18 protein-coding genes, 2 pseudogenes and 1 riboswitch are annotated in these 21,641 nt (G+C 59.7%); of the genes and pseudogenes, 4 read left to right on the top strand and 16 right to left on the bottom strand.

Annotated elements, in window-relative coordinates:
- Positions 1-31 precede the first annotated feature (31 nt).
- The 3 genes from ligA to KF841_17010 are packed head-to-tail and all read right to left on the bottom strand — an operon-like array spanning position 32 to position 5,739.
- Positions 32-2,101, bottom strand: coding sequence for an NAD-dependent DNA ligase LigA (gene ligA, locus KF841_17020; protein ID MBX3397058.1), 2,070 nt, complete (start codon positions 2,099-2,101; stop codon positions 32-34).
- Positions 2,098-4,350, bottom strand: a complete 2,253-nt coding sequence (locus KF841_17015; GenBank protein ID MBX3397057.1) for a hypothetical protein — start codon at positions 4,348-4,350, stop codon at positions 2,098-2,100. The genes ligA and KF841_17015 overlap by 4 nt, the downstream gene beginning before the upstream one ends.
- A 39-nt stretch (positions 4,351-4,389) precedes the next feature.
- Entirely contained in the window at positions 4,390-5,739 is a 1,350-nt protein-coding gene (locus KF841_17010; GenBank protein MBX3397056.1) for a TlpA family protein disulfide reductase, read from the bottom strand.
- A gap of 323 nt (positions 5,740-6,062) precedes the next feature.
- Between KF841_17010 and KF841_17005 the strand changes: the two genes are divergently transcribed.
- Positions 6,063-6,899, top strand: coding sequence for a serine/threonine protein kinase (locus KF841_17005; GenBank protein ID MBX3397055.1), 837 nt, complete (start codon positions 6,063-6,065; stop codon positions 6,897-6,899).
- A complete protein-coding gene (locus KF841_17000) occupies positions 6,899-7,780 on the top strand; it encodes a hypothetical protein (protein MBX3397054.1) in 882 nt (293 codons plus the stop codon). Before KF841_17005 ends, KF841_17000 begins: the two co-directional genes overlap by 1 nt.
- A gap of 77 nt (positions 7,781-7,857) precedes the next feature.
- Here the strand turns inward: KF841_17000 and KF841_16995 are convergent, their stop codons facing one another.
- The 13 genes and pseudogenes from KF841_16995 to KF841_16935 form a co-directional block, all read right to left on the bottom strand.
- Complete coding sequence (locus KF841_16995) at positions 7,858-8,256, bottom strand: heme-binding protein (protein MBX3397053.1); 399 nt, start codon at positions 8,254-8,256, stop codon at positions 7,858-7,860.
- A 232-nt stretch (positions 8,257-8,488) separates the two neighbouring features.
- A complete protein-coding gene (locus KF841_16990) occupies positions 8,489-8,869 on the bottom strand; it encodes a hypothetical protein (protein MBX3397052.1) in 381 nt (126 codons plus the stop codon).
- A 5-nt stretch (positions 8,870-8,874) separates the two neighbouring features.
- Positions 8,875-10,365, bottom strand: coding sequence for a phosphomethylpyrimidine synthase ThiC (thiC, locus tag KF841_16985; protein ID MBX3397051.1), 1,491 nt, complete (start codon positions 10,363-10,365; stop codon positions 8,875-8,877).
- Between the two features lie 27 nt (positions 10,366-10,392).
- Positions 10,393-10,536: pseudogene (locus tag KF841_16980) on the bottom strand (phosphomethylpyrimidine synthase ThiC).
- 10 nt (positions 10,537-10,546) lie between these two features.
- Positions 10,547-11,158: a DinB family protein gene (locus tag KF841_16975; protein MBX3397050.1), complete on the bottom strand. Its 612-nt coding sequence runs from the start codon at positions 11,156-11,158 to the stop codon at positions 10,547-10,549.
- An 88-nt stretch (positions 11,159-11,246) separates the two neighbouring features.
- Positions 11,247-11,369: riboswitch (TPP riboswitch) on the bottom strand.
- Positions 11,370-11,442: 73 nt separating this feature from the next.
- Positions 11,443-13,488, bottom strand: a complete 2,046-nt coding sequence (nagB, locus tag KF841_16970) for a glucosamine-6-phosphate deaminase (GenBank protein ID MBX3397049.1) — start codon at positions 13,486-13,488, stop codon at positions 11,443-11,445.
- Positions 13,489-13,694: 206 nt separating this feature from the next.
- Entirely contained in the window at positions 13,695-14,246 is a 552-nt protein-coding gene (locus KF841_16965; GenBank protein ID MBX3397048.1) for an FKBP-type peptidyl-prolyl cis-trans isomerase, read from the bottom strand.
- Positions 14,226-14,780: pseudogene (locus KF841_16960) on the bottom strand (peptidylprolyl isomerase). The gene KF841_16965 and the pseudogene KF841_16960 overlap by 21 nt, the downstream one beginning before the upstream one ends.
- 209 nt (positions 14,781-14,989) lie before the next feature.
- Entirely contained in the window at positions 14,990-15,940 is a 951-nt protein-coding gene (gene pyrF / locus KF841_16955; GenBank protein MBX3397047.1) for an orotidine-5'-phosphate decarboxylase, read from the bottom strand.
- 51 nt (positions 15,941-15,991) lie between these two features.
- Positions 15,992-17,107 carry a hypothetical protein gene (locus KF841_16950; protein MBX3397046.1) on the bottom strand — a complete coding sequence of 372 codons (1,116 nt, stop codon included), beginning with the start codon at positions 17,105-17,107 and terminating at the stop codon, positions 15,992-15,994.
- 26 nt (positions 17,108-17,133) lie between these two features.
- Positions 17,134-17,598, bottom strand: coding sequence for a hypothetical protein (locus KF841_16945; protein MBX3397045.1), 465 nt, complete (start codon positions 17,596-17,598; stop codon positions 17,134-17,136).
- A 179-nt stretch (positions 17,599-17,777) separates the two neighbouring features.
- Positions 17,778-18,623, bottom strand: a complete 846-nt coding sequence (locus tag KF841_16940; GenBank protein ID MBX3397044.1) for a DUF1571 domain-containing protein — start codon at positions 18,621-18,623, stop codon at positions 17,778-17,780.
- A gap of 69 nt (positions 18,624-18,692) precedes the next feature.
- Positions 18,693-19,643, bottom strand: a complete 951-nt coding sequence (locus tag KF841_16935) for a queuosine salvage family protein (GenBank protein MBX3397043.1) — start codon at positions 19,641-19,643, stop codon at positions 18,693-18,695.
- Here KF841_16935 and KF841_16930 point away from each other — a divergent pair.
- Entirely contained in the window at positions 19,629-20,306 is a 678-nt protein-coding gene (locus KF841_16930) for a transcriptional repressor (GenBank protein MBX3397042.1), read from the top strand. The genes KF841_16935 and KF841_16930 overlap by 15 nt on opposite strands.
- 394 nt (positions 20,307-20,700) lie before the next feature.
- Positions 20,701-21,540, top strand: a complete 840-nt coding sequence (locus KF841_16925) for a phosphoribosylformylglycinamidine synthase subunit PurQ (protein MBX3397041.1) — start codon at positions 20,701-20,703, stop codon at positions 21,538-21,540.
- Positions 21,541-21,641 lie beyond the last annotated feature (101 nt).

Genomic DNA, 21,641 nt, shown 5'->3' with positions numbered 1-21,641 from the left:
TGCTTGATTTCCCGCAAATCGCCTGGCCGCGTCAACCCTTCACCAGCCTGACGAAGTCATCCTCAGTAAGCACGGGCACACCGAGTTCCCGCGCCTTGGTTAGCTTGCTGCCGGCGTCCTCTCCCGCAACAACGTAGTCGGTTTTCTTGCTGACACTGCTCGCTGCCTTTCCTCCGTGCGCCTTGATGAATGTCTCAATGCTCTTTCTGTCAAAGCCCGCCAGCGTTCCCGTTACAACGATGGTCTTACCGGCGATTGGCGAGCCGCTGACAACTTCGCGGCGCGCTTGCTTCATGTTGACGCCGGATTTCTTCAGGTCGCGCCACGCACGGTCACCCGATTCGCTCTGAAAGAATGCACGAATCGACTTGGCCATCTCGGGACCCACGCCGGCCACTTGCTGAAGCGCTTCCTCGCTGGCCGACGCGATCGCCTCCATGTCGCCAAAGTGTTCCGCCAGCAACTCCGCCGACGCCGCGCCGACATGGCGGATATTCAGAGCCGCGAGCACCCGGTCCAGAGGCCGGCTTTTGCTGCGTTCGATTCCGTCGATGAGCTTCTCCGTGCGCTTCTCGCCGAATTTAACAATCGTTGTTGTCGTCCTGCCGTCCTTCGTACGTTCCTGTTCGAAGGGTAGGTCAATCAGCCGATCGCGCCGCGCCGGAAGCGAATACACATCCGCGAACGAATGCAGGAGCGATTCATTCACCAGCTTCTCGACGAGCACTTCGCCGAGGCTGTCAATGTCCATCTGGTCGCGGCCGCAGAAATACTTCAGACGCTCCTTGATCTGGGCGTCGCATGTTGGGTTGATGCAGCGCAGATAGACACCGCCGTCGTCCTTCATCACTTCGCCTCCGCAAACCGGGCAGGATTCCGGCGGTCGAACGGGCACGGCATTCGGGGGGCGTTTTTCCGTTACGACACGAATCACCTGCGGGATGATCTCGCCGGCCTTCTCGACGACGACCGTATCCCCGATGTGTACATCGAGCCGTGCGACCTGATCGAAGTTGTGCAGCGTTGCGTGTCGGACTGTCGTGCCCGAGAGCTGGACCGGTTCCATCACAGCGCGCGGCGTGATCGTCCCCAGCTTGCCGACCTGAAAATCGACTGACACAATCCGGCTCTCGGCCTGCTCCGGCGCGTACTTGAACGCAACCGCCCATCTTGGGAACCGGCTTGTGAAACCCAACTGCTCACGTTGCCCAAAATCATTGAGCTTGATGACAAGGCCGTCAGTCTCGTATTCCAGCTTTCGGCGCTTCGGTTCCCATTCAGTCACATACTCAATCACGTCTTCGATGCTGTCGAACACGCGTTGGTGTGGGCTGACCGGAATGCCGAATGTCGCAAGAGCAGCAAAAAGCTCCGATGCCTTCGAATACAGACGTCCCGACGGGACGGCCGCGGAAATCTCGCCGTGACCGTGAGCGATGAAGGCCAGACCGCGACTTGCGGTCTCTCGGGCGTCGAGCGATTTGAGAGCCCCGGTCGTGGCATTGCGTGGATTCGCGAAGGGCTCCTTGCCGTTCTTCACCAGCTTCTCATTGAACGCATCAAATGACTTCCGCGGCCAATACACCTCGCCGCGAATTTCGAGCACCGATGGCCAGTCACCGCCTTTCAACTTAAGCGGAATCGAGCGGATCGTCTTCAGATTGGCGGTGATGTCGTCGCCGACTTTGCCGTTTCCGCGCGTCACACCATAGGCCAGAACGCCGTTTTCATACCGCAGACTCGCAGACACGCCGTCAATTTTCGGATCGACGATGTACTCTATCGCTTCGCCACCCAACCCCTTGCGAACGCGCGCATCAAACTCGCGCAGGTCGCGTTCATTGTACGTATTGTCGATCGACAGCATCGGCACTGCGTGCTCAATCTGCCGAAACCCCTCCAACGGCCGTTCACTCACCCGCTGGGTCGGCGAATCCGGCGACAGCCATTCCGGATGGGCTGCTTCGAGCGATTTCAACTCGTCAAACAGGCGATCGTACTCGACGTCGCTGATGCTCGGCGCGCCATGATCATAGTAGCGTCGATCATGCTCCTGAATCTCATCTCGCAATCGGTGAATCCGCCGCTCGATTTCGTTCATGGCGTGCCGCTCATTGCTTGTGCCGTGGTCGGGATCGCAGTTTCGTGAACGATGAAAAGCAGCCCGTGAATCGCGCCAGGCTGACTCGGATCATCGCATATTCCGTACAGAAGTTCCACGCCTTCGATGCCATGATCGTACGGTTGAACTGCAAGTCGATAGGCCATCGTCCGGTTCACTTCGGGCCGATAACGCAGCGTCTGCCGCAATGCCCCGCGTGCATCATACGAATCGATCGGCGGATCGTACGAACGCAACTCACCGAAGGCGATCTGTTCAAAATGCATCAACTGTTCGTTCGCGCGATACGGTGCGACGATGTAACGCACGCCAAGTCGATCCAGACGGGCCCGCGCGGCTGCCGGATCGCGCTCTGCAAAGAATCGCATCATCTCAACAATGCCGGAAATCGCTCGATGATATGGAGCGGCCACCACCGGTAGCCCGGTCTCGCGCAGGAGAGTCGGGCCTTCACCTTCTTCGCAGAGAATGTTGCGTCGTGCCGATGACGCGGGATTCAGCATCTCCGTGCGGCGAATGGCCATTGCAGTCAAAGCCGTGCGTTTCTGATCTTCTCGCGGCCCGATCGCATCGAGCAGGGCGGCGGATTCCGGGTTGAGGCCCGAAGGAGCGCGGGCCGCCACGTCGCCGGCGCGCCAGATCAATGCCAATGTTGGCCAGACTGAAAAAGGAATTGACGACACACCGATGGCCGACGCAACCAACGACCCGCGCCAGACCAGACTAAATCCCTTGATCCAGTGGCCGATTCGATGAGTCGATTCGAGCAGACCGACGACGATAACCGGCAGCGCAAACGTGCCATAATGGTCAATCCACCGAAGCTGGACGATCGAAAGCACGGAAATCGTGAAGGCGAACAGACCAAGCAGGAATCGTATCCAGAGGGGCACGCGCCGGGCAATCAGAAACGTCGGAAACGCGATGATCAGCAGATAGGGCAGAAACCCCAATCGCTCGTGCATCGGAGCCAGTCGAGCCGACAATTCCATTTCCCCGGTGAACCGAATGAGCGGCTGCAATTCGGCCACGCGTTCGTGCCAGCGTGCCAGCGCGTCGCCTCGAACGGGCGCAAGCACGGATTCCGATTTTACGGCGACGACGACGAGAACCGCGATTCCTAGAATTGCGGGCAGCGTTCGACCAACGCGCGTTCCGGCCGCCGAAGACCCGCCGCGCGCCGTGCCGGGGCCGATGACTCGAATGACCAGCAATCCAAGGAGCGTCGCACCGACGTGAAACAGGCTGATCCGATCCACCGGCATTGCGGCCCACTCGTGCCGGCCGTCAATCACAAAGCCGACGATCACCGCGATCAGAGCGCCGCCGGTCCAGACGGTCGCAGCGTGGAACAAGGCCCATCGGCTTTCGGAGCGGCCGGCGGCAACCGTGATGCACAGAACGCCGAAGATAATCGACCAGAAGAGGATGACCTGGGTGGCCGTCCAGATCGCGACGCCGATCATCAGCCCGCTCAGGGCGAAGCAGGCGAGTTCCTTGATCGTTCCGGCAGGGGTGCCGCGCGGATTGGCTCTTCCAACGCTGGAATCCGCCGAATTCAGTCCACGGGCGTCGTCGTGCCTGGGCGCTGACGCGATCCGATCGGCCATGCGCCGCGCGCCGTTGATCAGCGCAAGTGTCGCGATTGCCAGAAGCAGCTCAATCAGACAGTGGTGATCGACATTTCCCAGTCCGAAGACGCGCAGAAATGCGGGCGACGCGGCACAGGCTGCTCCGCAGATTAGGGCCGCCAGACCGCCACCCAACTGCGCGACCAGTCCGATCAGGACCGCGAGATAGGCGACTCCCACCGCCGGTGCGACCAGTGCCGCGCCTGTGACAAAGCCGTCCGGCCCTCCAAGGACGTACTCGCCGATCAGGCCCGCTCCCGCAGTGAGATAGTCCATCGGCGACGTCCAGTGAAGCCGTACGCCCGCCGGCGCGTTGATTTGCGACATGATGTCCCAGCACCGGAGGCGCCCTTCCGCAACTTCTTTCGCCCGAAAGACGCGCAAGTCATTGTCCGGATCAGGCAGGTAGACGTGCGTGAGTTGTTCGCCCGGGTCGGGGATGACACTTCGCCCGTCCGCCGTTCTGATGTTCTCGGTCAACGGCGTCAACCAAAAGACGGCCGGCACGCGCGTCAGGTTGAGATACGTCGCGAGAATCACGGCGATACCGAAGGCAGCCACGATCGTCAGTCGCGTCTCGGATTGATCGTTGGACATGTGCATGTAGCGCCTTGGCCCCTGAATCCACACAATCGACTACTCGGCGAGCAACTTCTCGATTGCCGCGCGAACGGCACGATAATCCTCATCCTGCCGTTTTTCGGCCGGCCGACTGCTGGGATAAAAGTCCGGTCCGGGGTGTATGAAACGGATGCGCCCGCGTCTGTCCAGCAGAAAAGTCGCGCATTTGTGTTCCCGCGGCTCGCTTCGGGCGGCATCGCCTGACTTGAGCCAGATTCGATCTAGAAATGACCAGTCGGCGTCCGGCATGCAAGGGAACTCCAACTCCAGCCTGCGAATCGTCGAGCGAAATTCGTCGTCGTTCACCACTCGCGGACCTGACTTCGGATAGTAGATGCCCACAACGGACAGTCCCTCCTCGGAGTAGTCACGATAAATGCGGGACAGTGTCGGTAACGTGGCACGGCACGACGGACAGTCGTCGGTGAAGAAACGTATGAGGCGCACCCGTCCGGCCAGTTCCGGCGGATTTTCGTTTGGCGTATTCGCCCATGACCGGCTCACCAACCTCGGAGCCCGTGTGTCGATCAATTCGCGCCCCGTGCGACTCATCGGCATGACCAGCCTGCGGCCGGGCAGGGCTTTGTCGCGGCGCTCCGCGAGTAGCCGGCGAACGCGGTACTCAACGTCCGCCGCGGGACCCGCGCCGAGGTAGCGCACGCGGCCGGCGCGGTCAATGACAGCATAATGGGGCGTGCCCTGCCCGCGGTAAGTGTTCAGTGACATGACTCCACCGGCATCGAGGCCGACGCGAAATGCGACACGCTGGTCCGTGAGATAGGCGCGAATATCATCCCGCTGCTGGTGCTCGCTATCTCCGAGGACTGACGCAACGCCGATGATCTCCAGCTCGCCAGGCGCGAGACGTTGCATCAGGTCGTTCATTGCATCGATCTCGTGTTTGATCTCCGGCTCAATCATTTCAAAAAACAGTATCACAATCACCTTGTTCTGCAGTTGGCTGCCGGGCGGCATCGAGCCCTGCAGCCATTCGTCGGTGCTCAGTCGCGGGGCGGTCCTGCCCAGAAGCTCCAACTTTGATACTTGCTCACTGATCCGCCGAATCAGTGCCGCGTCCGTCGTGCGATCCCGCGCTGCTTGATACCACAGGGACGCACGCTCAAATTCGTCGCGATCAAGCAGCTTTTCGGCAATTGCTGCGCACTCCGAAGGGGTCAGGTCGGCGGATGGCTCGAAGGCAACTTCGTCGTCCGGGCGGGTTGTCGGCTGGGATGTGGCCGGCGGGGACCCGTCGTGGGGCGATCCAGAAATCGCGTTGAAGAACTGGGCGCGTGCCGGATGGGCGGCAACGCCCGAGGTTGCGGATGCGATGGAAAGCCAGCACAAGATCAATGCAAAACGCATGATTCGACCAAGGCAGCGCTCGGGGACATGTCTTCAAATTCTAGCAATTTCATCACTGCAATGCGGACGGGCTTCGTCCGCCGGTTCCGGTAATGCCGGTATTCTCACTTGCGTGGACAGTCTCGTCGCCTGATTTTGGGGCGATTTCATCCATCTTCACCCGATCGTTCGTTTCTTCTCGACACGTGGGACGAGTCCGCCGCCTTGACCCGTTTTAACCGCTTTTCTAAACTGCGACGAGTCGCCGTAGCGCTACGTCCGATGTTTGCCAATCACAATAATCCGACGGTCGTGCCCGCTGCACGCCTCCTGGTCAACTGCCCGTGGCCGACAACGTCTCCGGTTACAGCATCATCTCCAAGCTGGGGGACGGCGCGCGGTCGCAAGTCTATCGCGTGGTTCGGCCGGAAACGGGTGAGATCTTCGCATTGAAGCGAGTGATTCGCGATCCAGCGGAGGACTCACGGTACCTGGATCAGGCCATCAACGAGTTCCAGATAGCGGGCAGCTTCTCGCATCCCAACCTGCGCAAGGTCTTCGAACTCAAGCGCATCCGCAAGTTGCTTCGGCTGGTTGAGGTTCAGGTCATCATGGAATTTGTGGACGGGACCAGCCTCGACAAGGCCCGTCCAACGCGCATCGATCGGATTCTTGAGATTTTTCTCTGTGTCGCGGGCGGTTTGCGCGCCATGCATGAAAAGGGTTATCTTCATGCGGATATCAAGCCGAATAATGTCCTCATTGCCCGTGATGGCTCGGTGCGAATAATTGATTTCGGACAATGCTGCGAGATAGGTCATCAGAAAGAGCGGATTCAGGGCACGCCGGATTACATTGCACCGGAGCAGGTCGAGCGATCACACCTGACACCGCAAACGGACGTTTACAATTTCGGCGCGACGTTATACTGGGCCACAACCGGCAAGACGTTTCCGACCGTAATGTCCCGCACCAGCAAGAAAGTGGAAGGGTCCACCGCCCCGGTCGACGCGCCCGCGCCGATCGTATTGAATCCGGAAGTGCCGCCCGGTCTTTCGAAGTTGATCATGGATTGCTGCGAGCATGATCGGAACGATCGGCCTCGCACGATGAAGGAAGTCATTCATCGCCTCGAGCTGATTCAGCATGTGGTCGAGCGTCATTCGCGGGGAACCAGGTAATGTCGATTTTCAGCAGCCGAAAACTCTGCGATGCCGACGAAGCCGTCGCGACGTACCGGCAGGCGGCACAGGCGAATCGCGAGGACCCGTTTCGACGAGGCTCGATGCTGCACCTGCCGCCCTACGGCCAGGTGGTCATGACGGGCGATCTACACGGGAACGACAGAAATTTCGAGAAACTGCAACGCTACGCCATGCTGGATCGCGTGCAGGCGCGCCATGTCGTCCTGCATGAAATGGTGCATCTGGATCTGATCGCCCGGACCGATATCGATACCTCTCACGCATTACTGTTCAAGGCCGCGAAGTACAAGTGCGAATTTCCGGAGCAGGTCCATTTCCTTCAGTCGAATCATGAACTGGCTCAACTGACCGGCTATCTCATCGCCAAGAACGGCCGCGTGGTAATCGAGGAATTCAATCATGCCGTTCGGGATGCGTATGGGGCGCAGCGGGGCGACGAGGTTCTCGAAGCGATTAACGAGTTCATCGCGTCATTTCCGATCGCCATTCGCACGCCAAACCGCGTGTGGATGTCGCATTCTCTTCCGAATGCGCATGACATGGATGAGTTCGACGCGTCAGTCTTTGATCGTGAATTGACATCGGACGACCTGCACACTAATCGAACCGTGTTCAATCTGGTATGGGGTCGGCGTCAGACACGGGAGCAGATCGAATCGCTGGCAACGGCATTACAGGTGGACACGTTCATCGTGGGCCACCAGCCGCAGGAGATGGGTTTTGCCCGCGTGCTGGATCGAATCATCATCCTCGCGAGCAATCACAACCACGGGACGTTTCTGCCGTTCGATCTTTCAAAGCCGAAATCGACCGATGAACTCGTGGATTCGATCCGCAAGTTTGTCGAGGTGGCATAGTCGGAACCGATTCGGGCGACGCCATGACCGCGGCACACCGGCGGATCGTGCGTGTGGAGCGCGACGCCCGGCGGATATCAATGAAATGCCGCCGCGCCGGCATCGGCGACGGCATGATCCTGTTCGCCGGATCCGCCCGACACGCCAATCGCGCCGACGACTTTTCCGCCGTGTTTCAGCGGGATACCACCGGCGAAGATCATGATGCGGCCGTCGTTGGAGGCATGGATACCGAAAAACTGTCCGCCGGACTGGCAGTGTGCGGCGAGGTCTTTGGTGGAGATATCGAAGGCTCGCGCGGTGTAGGCTTTCTTGATGGAAATATCAATGCTGCCGAGCCACGCGCCGTCCATGCGGACATGCGCAACAAGATTCCCACCCGCATCGGCGATGGCGATGTTCATGGGCTGGCCGATCTCGGCGGCTTTTTTTTCTGCGGCGGCGATGATCCTGCGTGCGTCATTGAGGGTGATCATTCTGTAGCTCCCAGTTCATGTTCGGGGTGTAAAGCGTCCGGCTAATACTAATCGGGTTGCAAGAGGATTTCACGACCTCCGTGATCGCGCCCCGAGGCAAGCGCATCGCTGATACGCGCCTGTTGGCTCGATCGGATCCGATGGTGTGCCGATGACCTGTCGTGCATCTTGCAGGCCTGAACCGGATTTTTGACCTGGTGGAATCGGTGTTATGCACGGGATCTGATGATCGTCACGACCGGCTGAGGTACGATGCAACGAGATGCCAGTACTCTTCCTTCACCGACTGTAGCGCGCGGCGAAAACGGAGCCGATCCAACCATCGATACCACTTGTGAATTTCGCGATGGCGGCCGTTCTGAACGGCGTTTTCGATCCACGGCGTGTCGAAGCCGCTCCATTCGCCAGCCGGTGAGCACCGATTCACATAGAGTAGCGGCGCAAGCTCGACCTCCAGGATGTGCTCCATGTCGGCGATGGAGTAGCCGGTGGTGCGTAGTGAATGGGCAATCTGAGCGAGTTGTTCCTCGGTGAAATCCGTATCGAGGAAAAGGGTCGCCAGATTCTCCCATGCAATTCTTCGATTTGCGAGGTCCTGCCCGGCGCCTTGCATTTCACCTATCCTTCGGCTCCACCGATTTGCACGTATCGTTTCTGGACGCGTTTTGCTTCCTCCGCGTCGGTCACATTGTCGCTGTGGCAGTCGTGCTTTTTGCCGCGATGGGCGAGCATCATCACCTGTTCCTGTGTGAGCCCCGGACTTTTCATGCTCTTCTTTGTCGGCTGGAACTGCTCATCTTTTCCGCTTGCGAATTCCTGAATCTCCTTGCTGATACGCATGCTGCACCAGTCGTGGCCGCACATGGCGCAGAAGTCGGTATCCACATCGAGGTCTTCGTCGTGAAGGGCGCGGGCGGTTTCGCCGTCGAATGCGATCTCGAACTGCATCGGCCAGTTCAGTGCGGCTCTCGCCTTTGACATGTCGTCGTCCCACTGTCGAGCGCCCGGGATCTGACGTGCCACATCTCCGGCATGCGCGGCGATCTTGTATGCGATGCAGCCTTCCTTCACGTCCTGCGCCTTGGGAAGGCCGACATGTTCCTTGGGCGTGACATAGCAGAGCATCGCGGCGCCGGCCCGTGCGGCCTCGGTTGCGCCGATGCAACTGGTTATGTGATCGTATCCGGGAAAGACATCCGTCACGAGCGGCCCGAGGACATAGAAGGGCGCGTCGTCGCAGATTCTTTGCTGGACCTGCATGTTCCATGCGATTTCATGCAGCGGGACATGACCGGGTCCTTCGACCATCACCTGCACTCCGGCCTCGCGGGCACGCTGCGTCAGTTCGCCCAGGACTTCGAGCTCCGCGATCTGTGCCGCGTCGCCGGCATCCCGCAGGCAGCCGGGCCGCACGCCGTCGCCGAGGGAATAGGTCACGTCATATTCTCGCATGATCGCGCTGATTTCATCAAACAGTTCGTACATGGGGTTCTGTTTGTTGTGGACGATCATCCACTTTGCCAGCAGCGATCCGCCTCGGGACACGAGCCCCGTGATGCGATTTTTGATGAGGTGAAGGTTCTCCTTCAGCACGCCGGCATGGATGGTGAAGTAGTCCACACCCTGTTTCGCCTGCCGCTCCACGGTCTTGAGGATTGTGTCGTAATCGAGGTCCTCAATGCTCCTGCCGATGATCATGCTGTAAATGGGGACGGTGCCGATTGGAATGGTGCTGTGATCGATGATCGCCTGACGGCACTCATCGAGCTTTCCGCCGGTGGACAGGTCCATCAGCGTGTCGGCTCCGTATTTCTGCGCCCACATCAGCTTGTCGACTTCTTCGCGGGTACTGCTGCTGACCGGTGATGCCCCGATGTTGGCATTGATCTTGGTCGTGACCATTCGGCCAATGCCCATCGGATCAAGTCGTTTTGGCGTGGATTGACCCTTGAGCATGTTCGGATCGTTCACGACGGACCACCGCTGGCTCACGGTCTGATTGACCCAGAGCCGTGCGTCGCCGCGATGGCCGGGATGGCCGGTCGTCGTGGTCAGATGCGCGACATCGACGATCGGATGCGACGTGCCGTTGTGGCCGATCGTACGCATTCTGGGATCCGCGCCGCCGCTGCCGGCCAAATGGCGGATGTTTGCCGGTATTACGAGCCGGCCCCTGGCGACCTCGTCACGAATGAATTCGGGCGTGGCATTCTCTCGCAAGGCCACACGGACCATTTCGGGTGTGATGAGGCCCTTTCGGGCGGCCTGTAGCTGGGTCATGAATAAACTCCTATCGAATCGGCGACTGCTCGTCCTGTTTTGTGATGAGTTGAGCAGCGCGTTTCCTTGCGGCACCGTCCGCGTCCATCGCGATGGGGGGCGACTTGAGAATGGAAAGGTATTGCCGCCAGGGTCCGACGGCGTCGTTGTATTGCGCGGCCATGCAGCGGGCGATCTGGGCGATGTGATTCAAATCGTGCGCCACCCACGTGGCCAGCAGATTCTCCAGAGTGACCTCGCCGAGCGCCGGGTGCATTCCGCGCTTTGCCAGCAAATCGGGTGTCAGTGCGGCTGCTCGAAGTGACGAGATGCTGGTGTTTCGGCACTGTTCGAATTCATCGAGCAACTGATTCAGCGATTTGCCGGCGCATTCCTCGAACTGGGCGTAACGGTCGTACTTGTCGAACGGCCGTTCGGTCCCGGCTTCGAGAATGATCCGCATTCGCGGAATCCAATCCGCTCGCTCGCCATGAATGAGATGCCCCAGAATGTCGAACGGGCTGAACGTGTTTTCGCCGTAATCGGTGTAGATCCATTGCGCGCTCAGGCCGGCCAGCATGGCCCGCATCACCGAGGGTGTGCGCGACAGCGGTTCGATCGCTTGTTCGACATCGAACTTCATTCGAATGATGCTCACGGCGCGCCGAAGCGCGCGATCGTCTGAAAGCGACTCACCGGCGAGGCCGTCTGACCCGATAGAGAGCGGTGTGGTGCGACATGGCTCGCTTCCCTCCGCACCTCGTTCCGCCTCGTGCGAACTTCGGTGATCAGGTTCCAAGGGTCCCGGCTCGGCGGCCGGCTCTCAGCCCTTGTGGGCGCCCCTAGCGAAGTCTTCAAATGCTAGCCTTGCGGTGTGGTGATTGCAACGCCGAGACGGAGATCGCGCGGCTCGTCGCCGGAACCGGTTCAGCCTCTTTCCGGGCGCCATTCGACAAAGGCTTCGATCGCCTGGTATTCCGGCAAGCCGAGGCGGTCGAAGATTGCGGCGGTCGCCGCGTTGCGGTCTTCGGCACGCTGCCAGAATTCTCGCGGATCGCTCGGGCCGGGGAACAGGGCCTTGTCTTTCTGCGACTCATGATGAAAAATCGCCATGCGCTTTCGGTCCACTTCATCGGGCGACAGGGGGACGGCCATCTCGATCTGATGCGGCTCCCACTCCTGCCAGGCGCCACGATAAAGCCAGACTCGGCACGCCTTCATCCAGTTCCGCTCGGCCAGCCGCCCAACGGCCGATTGAATCGCGGCGAGGCAGACGCGATGGGTGCCGTGTGGATCGGAAAGATCGCCCGCGGCATAAATCTGATGCGGCTGTACCTGATCGAGCAGTGCCATGACGATGGCAATATCTTCTTCGCCGAGCGGCTGCTTTCGAACGCGACCGGTTTCGTAGAAGGGCAGGTCAAGAAAGTGAATGCGATCGCCTGAGACGCCGGCATAACGGGCAGCGGCTCGCGCTTCACTTCGGCGGATGATGCCCTTGATCTGCCTCAGCACGGGACTATCGACGTCGCCAGGACGTTTTGAAGCGACAAAGTTCTCGACCGCCACCTCGATCCGCTCGATTTCACGTTCGCTGAACAGGCCGAAGGTTCGTGCGAACTCAGCGACGAAGTCCGCGTGACGAACGGCCTTTTCGTCGAATACGGCGATGTTGCCGGACGTCTGATAGGCGACGTGGACTTCGTGTCCCTGCTCGCACAGGCGAATCAGCGTGCCGCCCATCGAAATGACGTCGTCGTCCGGATGGGGACTGAAGACCACGACGCGCTTCGGAAATGGTTCCGGCGTCGACGGAGCTCCGACCGTGATGACGCCGTCAGAGGGCGGCAAGGTTTGTAGCGGAGTCGACGGCCCATGGTCGCCCCGTGTGTCCGCCGCAACGCGTTCCGCCGTCGATTTGCCGCCCGGCCAGCCGGTGATTGTTCGCTGGAGCGATTTGAAGACGTCGATATTAACGTCGTATGCCGATCCGCGTGCCGAAAGGAGGTCCTGAAGACCGTGTTCGTTGTAGTCTTCCTCAACCAGTTTCAAGATCGGCTTACCGAGCTTCGTTGCGAGCCAGATCACGGCCCGGCGCGTCGTGAAGCCGTCCCATGATTGGCGGCTCGTCGCCAAGGGACCGAGCAGCCACGGCGTTTTGATGGGGGTCAATTCGCCGGCAGCAGCGGGATCCAGGACGAAGCACGCGTTTGGATGGTCCTGCAGGAAGCTCGCGGCGACGGCATCCGATACATCACCCTCGACCGCCAGCCGCACGATGTTCGCCTTGCCTTCGCCGAAAGCGAGGAGAATGACGCGGTGGGAATTAAGTATCGTGCCGACTCCCATCGTGATGGCGCGGCGAGGCACGTTCCACTCGCCAAAGAAATCGGATGCGGCATCCATGCGCGTGACTTTGTCGAGCGTGATCAGCCGGGTGCGACTTTCGCGGCCGGAGCCGGGCTCGTTGAAGCCAATGTGGCCGGTGCGTCCGATGCCCAGTATTTGAAGATCGATTCCGCCGGCTTCGGCGATTTGCCGCTCATATCGTTCGCATTCCATTGCAACCTGGTCGAACGCCAAGGTTCCGTCGGGGACATGAACGTTTTCGGGGTCGATATCGACAAGGTCGAAGAGGCATTCTGACATATAGCGGCGGTAACTCTGGAGTGCCTCCGGCCGCATGGGCCAGTACTCATCCAAGTTGAATGTGATGACGTTTCGAAATGACAGGCCCTCGTTGCGGTGCAGTCGCACGAGCTCTTCATAGACGCCCACAGGCGTCGAGCCGGTCGCCAGGCCGAGCACGGCGAAGCGGCCTTGATCGGATTTTTCGCGAATCAGCTCCGCCATTTCGTGAGCGACGGCGATGCTGGCGCTCGCGGCGGAGTCGTGAACGATTGCGTGACAGGCGTGGGACTCATCGGTTCGGCGTCGACGTCTTCCGAGGGGAAATCGATGCAATTCGGGCATGAAAGCAATCCTCGCATTCCATTGCAGGGACCCAGGCAGGAAGCCTAACCCGGTGTACATGAGCGCAGCAAGCGGAAAGTGGAGCCCCGTTGGAGTCAAATCGCCGCGGCAAATAAAAAAGGGGCAAAGCCGAAGCTCTGCCCCTTCCAGATTACTTGAGATTGCGGGTCGATTATTCAGACCGCGAAATGAACCGGCCGCGTTTACTACAGGATGTCGAGTAGTTCGACCTCGAAGATCAAAGTTGAATTCGGTGGAATGCCCGGACGTCCGGATGCGCCGTAGGCCAGATCGGCGGGAATAATCAACAAAGACTTGCCGCCGACCTTCATCAGACCAAGTCCTTCGGTCCAGCCGCGGATGACCTGGTTGAGGCCGAACTCCGATGGCTGCCCGCGATCCACGGACGAGTCAAACTTGCTTCCGTTCGTGAGCCAGCCGGTGTAATGAACGCGGACGCGCTCGGTCGGTTTCGGCGAAGCACCCGTTCCTTCGACCACATGGATGATCTGAAGACCGGACGAGGTCTTCATCGCCTTGTCCATGTCGCCGCCCTTGCTCTTGATGAGGTCCAGCATTTTCTGTTGCTCTGCTTTCTCCGCAGCTCGGGCCGCGGCAATGAGTTCCTTGATCGAATCCGGATTCACCCGCTCGACCTTCTTGATGACCACGGGCGTCTCCGGCGCTGCCGGGGTACTGGGGTCGGCCCGATCATCCTTCTTCACCGGCGTGGATTCGATTTTGTCGACCACGTCCATGCCGCCGATGACCTTTCCGAAAACGCAGTAGCCCCAGCCGTTTCCACTCGGAGACGAGTGGTTGAGGTTGATCCGGCGCGGCTGCGAAGAACCGTCATTGTCTACGGTGTTGATGAAGAACTGGCTGGTTGCCGAATGCGGGTCGCCCGTGCGAGCCATCGCAATCGTGTACTTGAGGTTCGACAAGCCGTTGGTGGCTTCATTCTTGATCGGGCTTCGCGTGGGCTTACTCTTGTACTCGGTGTCCATTCCGCCGCCCTGGATCATGAAGCCCTTGATGACGCGGTGGAACATCGTCCCTTCGTAGAACTTGCCGTCAACATACTCGAGGAAATTCGCGACGGTCATCGGCGCCTTGAGGTTGTTCAATTCAATGACGATATCACCCAGGCTGGTTGTCATCCTGACATAGACCATGTCTGGGATTTTCGGCTTGTCACCGGATGCCGGCGTCTTGTCATCCGCGGTCGCGAATGACAGGTTCGAAACGAGCAGGGCGAGAGCTAGGCAACCCAGCAGGAAATACAGCTTCATCGAAATCACCTCGGACGAAAAAGACCTGACAGGCGCCCGACCACGGGCGCGCGTGGAAAGCTGAACGGACGATAAGCCGTGGATTTTCCCGTGTCAAACCGGCTGCGGTCGGCCGGCTATTCCCGGAGGACGACTCTCCGGCCGGTTCACGCGATTCGGGTCAATTGATGAGCGGATGTAAAAAGACTGTAACCACTGATTGCGGCCGCTCAGCGAACGGGCAGCACGCGCCGCAGGTCGGCCGTGAACTCGTGTGCGGCGTACTGCACACAGGCTTCCCAGTCGTCTCCGAACCGCTCTTTCAGCGCGGGCCGTTCATGCGCGAAGATCACCGATCGGCCCGCCGCGATTAACGCACCCAGACCGAAAGTATCGACATACGGCGCGAAATCCTCCGCGCGGCCGCCTTGCGCGCCATAGCCGGGCACGAGAAAGATGGAATGCGGCATCGACTTGCGCAGGGCTGCGGCATCGGCCGGGTCGCGCGTCGCGACGACGGCTCCGATCGCGCCATAGCCCGCGCTGCCGATGGTTCCGGACTCGTGCGACCACTTTGTCACCAGGTCCGCCACGACCGCATGGACAGGCGGACCGTCGCGCGTCGGGACATCCTGCACGCTGGCGGCCGATTCATTCGATGTCCGAACCAGAACGAAGACACCTTTGTTTTCTCGCCGGGCAACATCGACGAAGGGTTTGACGCCGTCCCAGCCGAAGTAGCCGCTGATCGTGACGGCGTCCGGTGCAGCGCGGTCGGCACTTTCAGGAGCGAATGCCGCCAGGTGGGCACTGGCGTACATTGCTGCCGTGTGGCCGACGTCGCCGCGCTTCACATCGCCGATCACAAGCAGCCCAAGCCGATGCGCCTCGGCAATGAGCGAGTAGTATGCATCAACGCCGGCACTCCGAAAACACTCGAAATACGCGATATTCAGCTTCACCACGGGAACAATCGGCGCGACGATCTGAAGAACCCGGCGGCAGTATTCAATCACCTCGCCAAGGGCCGCACGCTCGTCGAAACAATGGGCAGGCGCATGCGCGGCCGCGAATCGGCGGGGCAGGGACGCGCATACCGGATCAAGGTTGATGACCCCCGGACAATTCCTTGAACGAATGGCTTCGACGATGCGATCGGCAAAGAGAGATGCAGTCGGCATTTGAAAGTGCGATCTCCGTATCACGGATTGCGGCCCTTCCGAGGGCCGTGTTCAGCGCCCATCGACGGGCGAGGGAATCGCTGAATTGGGAACATTCGGGGCCGACGGCGATTCGTTGCCCCATTTGTCCAGAAGCGGCAGAACCGCCTCGTCGTGAATCTTCCGTAACAGGCCGAACCGATTGATGATCTGGTACGGACGCTGCCTCGCCTCGGCCTCCTCGAATTCCTCTTGGGTGATTCGGAACTCGAGTGATGGATCGTTGTTCGATGCGAATTCGCGCTGCGTGTACTGAACCTCGCCGGTGCGTTCGTTCACGCGCCGGGCATAGACGATCACCAGCATTCGTCCGTCGTGATCGCGAAGCGTCTCGCGGATCTCCACGCCTTTCGGCGACTCAAATCGCTGTGAGTCAGTGACGACGCAGTGATCAAAATCGAATCCCGGGGTGGCCGGTTCGGAGTGAATCGGCACAGCTATGGGTGGTACGCCGAGTGCATTCCGAATGCTCTCAGAGATTCGTTCAATCTCCGCGGGAGTGCTGAGCTGTTCAAGCTGCGAAGCGCGGCGTTCCAGCTCGCTCAGCGCGCTCGGACCGGCCGGCTTCCGCGCGGCCGTGAGTATGGATTGCGCCGCCTGGCGTATGTAATCAAATCCCGGCTCGATTGCGGTATCGCGGTCAGGAGAAACCAATGGCTCTGGAATGGTCGATGCTGCGATTTGCGACGAATCGTCCGTGACGAATTCGCTCTGAACAAGCGGCTCGGTGCGAGCCGAGAGTTGCATCAATGGCGATGCGACGCCGATTCGCCACAGCATCCACGCCGCGACGGTGCCATGAAGAAGTGATGCCAGCACGAAGGAACGACCCCAAGCGCGGGGCGCCGTTTTCATGTTGGTCATCGCGAGTTCATGCGACACAGAGCCGACTCCTGCCTGAGATGCCGCGACGGTACACTGGCCGCTGCCTTGGCCGGTGATAATGGGATGGCGCCCCCCCCCCACAAGCCGATTGGCACGCTGGCGACGATTCACGAGATCCCATTCGTATTGTAGCTGATTCTGCCTCGGATTCGATACGTTTAATTCGGCGAACGTCGAGCTCGGAGCGGCGGTGAGTCTGGTAATCCGATTCGGATTGCTCCGAAATCGGGTGTGTTCAGCCATGAATGGGTTATCGCTGGAACCTACGTTCAGTTCGGTGTGTTCTTATCGCCGGAACCGACAGCTTCTTTCACATCTTCCGCGGCTTGGGTAGCGGTCGACTTGATTGATTCGGCCGCACGGGTCGTCAGTTCCTTTACTTTTTCAGCCGCCTGGGTGGTTGCACCGGCGATTCGTTCGGCGGCCTGTGTTGTCGCCGATTTCGCCTCTTCAACGTAGGGCTTTGCCTTTTCCTTTATTTCCGCGGCGACCTGTTTGCCTTCTTCAAGGTACTCCCGGGCTTTTTCAACACCCTGGTCGATCAGCGGTTTGGCGGTGTGCTTGGCCGCTTCCACGGCCTGTGACGCGGCGATTCGAGCCTCCTCCGCTTTTTTAGCCGCTTCTCGCTTTGCATTCTCGACGGCAGCCGGATCACAGGCGGGGCTGGCGACGAGAACGGCCAGCGTGACAAGCGGAATGTACCGACGGAAATGGATGAAAAAGTCGAGACGCATCTTTGGCCCTCCGGACGCGGCATGCCGTCATGTGAGTACCCTGCTGCCCTGCGACGCAAAGCTTTCAGAGGATATATGATTGTAGCATGCAAATATTTTTCGACGCTCGCCCGGTGTTCGAGTCGGCGGTCCGGTTCGCCGCGGATCGACCGGTCAGCCCCATGCCTTTCCTCAGTTTTCTACTTGCCCCGCGGATCCACATCGATCACGAAATCATCATCCGAGAGCGGGACATTGGGTTCGAGCAGGCCGTAGATATACATGGCGTCAAGGGTTTTGTTGGTTCGAACACGATCCTCCTCGGTCAGCCACAAATAGACCGCCACCGGTAGTCTCGTATCGATATTGATGTACAGATCGAGCAGCTTGCAGGGAAATTCGTCCGGCTTGGGAAACAGCAGCTCAATATGATGGCACTTCTCATTGCCCGGCCCGACGACCGCCAGTCCGGTGTATCGAATCTTTGCCCCGCCGAACTGTTTGGCCTTTTCGATGCGGTCGAAAAGGCGTTCCAGCATCAGCCGAGGTCCGAAGTCAGTGATGGGCTTTTTGGATTTGCCGAACGTCACCGCAAAATCAGCGGGGTAGGCGACCACGTTTGGCCTGGTTCCGAACAGGCCGACGCGCGGCAGCAGGGACACTTTGTTGCCGTTTTGGCCTTCGACATATACCGCTTGCAGATACTCCGGTTTTTCGTCGGTCCAGGTGAAGCGAACGCTGAATGGCTCTTCGCGGAATTCGCAGCGCATCTTTTCGGCCGGACGCAATTCGGGAACCAGTCCGAGCCTTTCCTGCCGTTCGAACTGAATCCGAGCCGACTTTACCCTTCTTGCTTCGGTCAGGCATTTGTTCATGTAGATCACCGGATCCGCGGTGATCGCCTTGATTTCTTCTTCGGACCCCTTTGGCGGTTCTTCCATTTCCTTGACGCCGCCGGCCATAGGCGCGCCGCAACCGGCGGCGCAGAGGGTCGCGGCCAGCAGGGTCGCAATCGGGATATTTGTGCGTCGGTTTCGGATATGCAATTTGTGACTCCGTCGATTCAGCCTGCACACCGGCGATGTCCGCGCGCCGCGCTGCTGGGATGCCGGTTGTCAGTAGTAGATGGTCCGCGTTCGATGATGGCGAGCTGTCACTGATTCATGGTGCGACAGTTCCCATAGATACCAATCGATTTCCCACGCCGTTGTGCGACCGCCACCGCGATTCACCGCCGTGACCATGCGGTCCACCGCTTGAATGGTAGCGGCCCGGATTTCAATTTCCTGCTCGCAGTTTTCATCCAGTTCGCTCTCGTTCTGATCGATGATCCGCGCCAGGTCATCATTCAGTCGTAGAATGCCCAGATGCCGCAACGCCTGGGGCACGCGGTAATCCGCGAACGCCGTCAGTTCTTCAAGGCCGTCCAGCGGGCCGTGCCCTTTGCGCTCCCATGTCGATGACAGGTCCAGCGCGCAGATCTGGGCCCGCTTCATGAAGTAGACGGGCTTGCCTCGATAATTCGCCACGTCGCGGAAGGAATCGAAGTTGGTCATCAGCAGCACGGCCAGCGGCCAGGCCCGCTCTCCGACGGATGCGACGGCCGCTGAGAACTGCCCGTCGAAACGGTCGAGCAACACGCGCCCGGTATCGCGAATGATTCGCTCCCGCTGCGGCAGCAGGAGCAGTTGGCCGCTCCCGCTGAGTACCTGTCGTATTTCCTCGGTCGGGACAACTTGCCAGTATCGGGGATCAAACCAGCGGGGGTCGCTCCGGGCCGCCAGCATGAGCGACACAAACATGGCATTGTATCGCTCGTAGGTTGTACCTCGCCAGATGATCCGGATGGGGTCTGGCGACCAGAAGCAGAAGTTCAGAGCGTCCACGAGCAGGATGAAGTTTGCGATTTGCTCGCGCGTACCTGGAACGTGATCGAGTAGGCCGTGGCCCGACGGAACCAGCGCGCCGGGCCGCAGCTTTTCGGCCCAGGTCCTGATGGCGGAGTCGTCGATGGAGACGTGCTGTGCGGACTCCATGACGGCTCGTGTGGAATGAAGCACCAACATGCTCAGAATGCTAATCACGTTTGCGGCCGCGGGAAAGCGATCGTGTCCGGCGACATGCGGCGTCCCGAATCGGATCGTCGCGTCCGAATTGCATCGGCGGTTTTGACAATTGAATCGCGACGGGTTCTGCTATCAGACATGCCCCGAGCCGTCGCGACTGAAACAATCGACACAGCGGAGAACGTTTTTCGCGAGTATTGCCGCGACCGTGGACTGAAGTACACGAGCGAGCGTGGCGACATCCTCCGCGCCGCGATGCGCATGGAGGAACATTTTGAGGCCGAGCAACTGCTGCTCATCATGCGCCAGTCCGCGCGGCGTGTCGGCAAGGCGACCGTTTACCGAACTCTTAAACTCCTCGTTGAATGCGGCATTGTTCGCGAGGTGCACTTCTCCAACAAGCAGGTCCACTACGAGCACACCTACGGCCAGGACCCTCACGATCACATGGTGTGTCGCCGCTGCGGTCGCATCATCGAGTTCAGCGCCTCCGAGGTATCGAAGTTGCGCACGATCCTCGCGTCGCAGCATCGATTCCATGCCCTTTCGCATCGTTTTCAGATTCTGGGATTGTGCGAGAGTTGCGTGAAGGCCTGTCCCATCACGTTTAGTGCCAAGAGTCTGTCTCGGAAGTCAGGCTTCAACACAGCGCGAGATAGGTGAAAAAGGCGAGGATCAGGATTTTCGCCCTCGGCTTCAAAAAAGCAATCACACTGTCCGCCGTCTTCTCGATCATGACATTCGGAAAAAGGGCAAACGCGGTGACAAGGCGCATCATCGCCGCGTCCGGTTTTCCGAGACTTGTCATAATTCCAGTGGGATGAATTACTTATGGATTGCTCGCGCAGCCTGGCGGTTGCAGTTTTCGTCGGGCCGTCTGGTCCGTTGTGTTGTCGAAAAGCAACAAGCGGCCGCGCGTCCGTAAACGGGGATCTCGGCGCGATTATCGCCATGCCGGGGACGGGATCATCGTGCGCCGCGCCGATCGCCGGGCAAACCTCGTTCCGAGCGTGGATCGTCTTTGACCGTCAGCGGCCGGACGCCTTATGCTCCGGACATGGCGTCCCCGCGCGTACTCATACTTCGTGCCCCCGGAATCAACTGCGACGAGGAGACCGCGTACGCATGGAAATCAGTCGGGGCGAACCCAGATCGGGTTCACATCAACCACCTTTGCGAGAATCCCGCGCTCCTTGGCGGGTTTCAGGTTCTGACCATTCCCGGTGGATTCTCCTACGGCGACGACATCGCCAGTGGGCGAATCCTTGCGAATCAGATCACGAACCACCTGCCCGACGAATTGGCGGCCTTTATCGATCGGGGTGGCCTCGTCGTCGGTATCTGCAACGGGTTTCAGGTGCTCGTGCGGATGGGAATCGTCCCCGGCGCGGATATTGGCGTTCGGGTGACGCTGGCGCTGAATGAGTCGGGGCGATACGAGGATCGGTGGGTCTCCCTGCGTGCCCAGACCGACCGGTGCGCGTTTCTCGAAAAGGGGCAGATCTATCGGTTGCCCGTGGCGCATGGTGAGGGTCGGGTTGTCGTCGCGGGTGGAAGCGAAGGTGCGAAAGCTTTGGCTTCGAACGACCGCATCGCACTTCGTTACGCCGCCGATGACGCCCTGCCCGCCGGGTCGGCCTCAAACCGGCAGCCTTCTCAAGCGGGCGAGTGTGAAGGATTGACGTTTCCGTCGAACCCGAACGGCAGCACTGATAACATCGCCGGCCTCATTGACAGCACTGGCCGTGTGTTTGGCCTCATGCCGCACCCGGAGCGGTGTATCTTTGCGACCCACGTGCCAGCCGGAATCGGCGGTCGCAATACTGATATGGGCGATCAATCCGAGCCGGACGGCTTGCGAATGTTCCGGACGGCCGTCAAGCGCCTCAGCTCCTAGTCACCATTTCCAGAATCTCTGTTGGGGCGATAGATCGCATCAAGCGCCTCGCGTGCGAGTGTCGATATGGGCACATCTATCGGAAGCCGTTGCGTCCGATA

The sequence above is a fragment of the Phycisphaerae bacterium genome, assembly GCA_019636475.1.
Taxonomy (GTDB): Bacteria; Planctomycetota; Phycisphaerae; order UBA1845; family UTPLA1; genus JADJRI01.
The sequence above is the reverse complement of the archived record's forward strand: the minus strand, read 5'-3'. Positions and strand labels throughout refer to the sequence as shown.

Excerpts from the sequence above, each read along its gene's own strand:
- nagB (MBX3397049.1), bottom strand. The coding sequence starts at position 13,488 with ATGCCCGAATTGCATCGATTTCCCCTCGGAAGACGTCGACGCCGAACC.
- KF841_16990 (MBX3397052.1), bottom strand. The coding sequence starts at position 8,869 with ATGCAAGGCGCCGGGCAGGACCTCGCAAATCGAAGAATTGCATGGGAG.
- pyrF (MBX3397047.1), bottom strand. The coding sequence starts at position 15,940 with ATGCCGACTGCATCTCTCTTTGCCGATCGCATCGTCGAAGCCATTCGT.
- KF841_16935 (MBX3397043.1), bottom strand. The coding sequence starts at position 19,643 with ATGTTGGTGCTTCATTCCACACGAGCCGTCATGGAGTCCGCACAGCAC.
- KF841_16950 (MBX3397046.1), bottom strand. The coding sequence starts at position 17,107 with ATGGCTGAACACACCCGATTTCGGAGCAATCCGAATCGGATTACCAGA.
- KF841_17010 (MBX3397056.1), bottom strand. The coding sequence starts at position 5,739 with ATGCGTTTTGCATTGATCTTGTGCTGGCTTTCCATCGCATCCGCAACC.
- KF841_16975 (MBX3397050.1), bottom strand. The coding sequence starts at position 11,158 with ATGAAGTTCGATGTCGAACAAGCGATCGAACCGCTGTCGCGCACACCC.
- KF841_16925 (MBX3397041.1), top strand. The coding sequence starts at position 20,701 with ATGGCGTCCCCGCGCGTACTCATACTTCGTGCCCCCGGAATCAACTGC.
- KF841_17000 (MBX3397054.1), top strand. The coding sequence starts at position 6,899 with ATGTCGATTTTCAGCAGCCGAAAACTCTGCGATGCCGACGAAGCCGTC.
- KF841_16995 (MBX3397053.1), bottom strand. The coding sequence starts at position 8,256 with ATGATCACCCTCAATGACGCACGCAGGATCATCGCCGCCGCAGAAAAA.
- KF841_17015 (MBX3397057.1), bottom strand. The coding sequence starts at position 4,350 with ATGTCCAACGATCAATCCGAGACGCGACTGACGATCGTGGCTGCCTTC.
- ligA (MBX3397058.1), bottom strand. The coding sequence starts at position 2,101 with ATGAACGAAATCGAGCGGCGGATTCACCGATTGCGAGATGAGATTCAG.
- KF841_16930 (MBX3397042.1), top strand. The coding sequence starts at position 19,629 with ATGAAGCACCAACATGCTCAGAATGCTAATCACGTTTGCGGCCGCGGG.
- thiC (MBX3397051.1), bottom strand. The coding sequence starts at position 10,365 with ATGCGTACGATCGGCCACAACGGCACGTCGCATCCGATCGTCGATGTC.
- KF841_16965 (MBX3397048.1), bottom strand. The coding sequence starts at position 14,246 with ATGGACGTGGTCGACAAAATCGAATCCACGCCGGTGAAGAAGGATGAT.
- KF841_16945 (MBX3397045.1), bottom strand. The coding sequence starts at position 17,598 with ATGCGTCTCGACTTTTTCATCCATTTCCGTCGGTACATTCCGCTTGTC.